This is a genomic window from Veillonella parvula (genome assembly GCF_024461875.1).
GTDB lineage: Bacteria > Bacillota > Negativicutes > Veillonellales > Veillonellaceae > Veillonella > Veillonella parvula_I.
The window spans coordinates 1-206 of record NZ_JANGAL010000195.1 but is presented as its reverse complement, the minus strand read 5'-3'; the positions used below and the strand labels follow the sequence as shown (position 1 = coordinate 206).

The 206-nt window shown below is 47.1% G+C and carries 1 protein-coding gene; it reads left to right on the top strand.

What is annotated here, in order from left to right; translation table 11 throughout:
- A partial coding sequence (locus NE668_RS10320; RefSeq protein WP_256197044.1) for a hypothetical protein occupies positions 1–206 on the top strand: 206 nt, incomplete at both ends.

Here is a 206-nt window from a genome sequence, read left to right as displayed (position 1 = left end):
CGGCGGGAAAACAGACTGCAAGCGTAGCAGTGTACGGTATTCCGAAAGAGACTGTATATACGATCCACGAGGAAAATGAGATACCGCAAAATATCGAGATCGGCGGGAATTATACTTATCCTCAAAACGTGGCAAAAAATTTCGTGCAGACAGATCCTGACAGAGGCGGTGTACGCACAGGTGATGAGTATGACCACAAGGTGAAG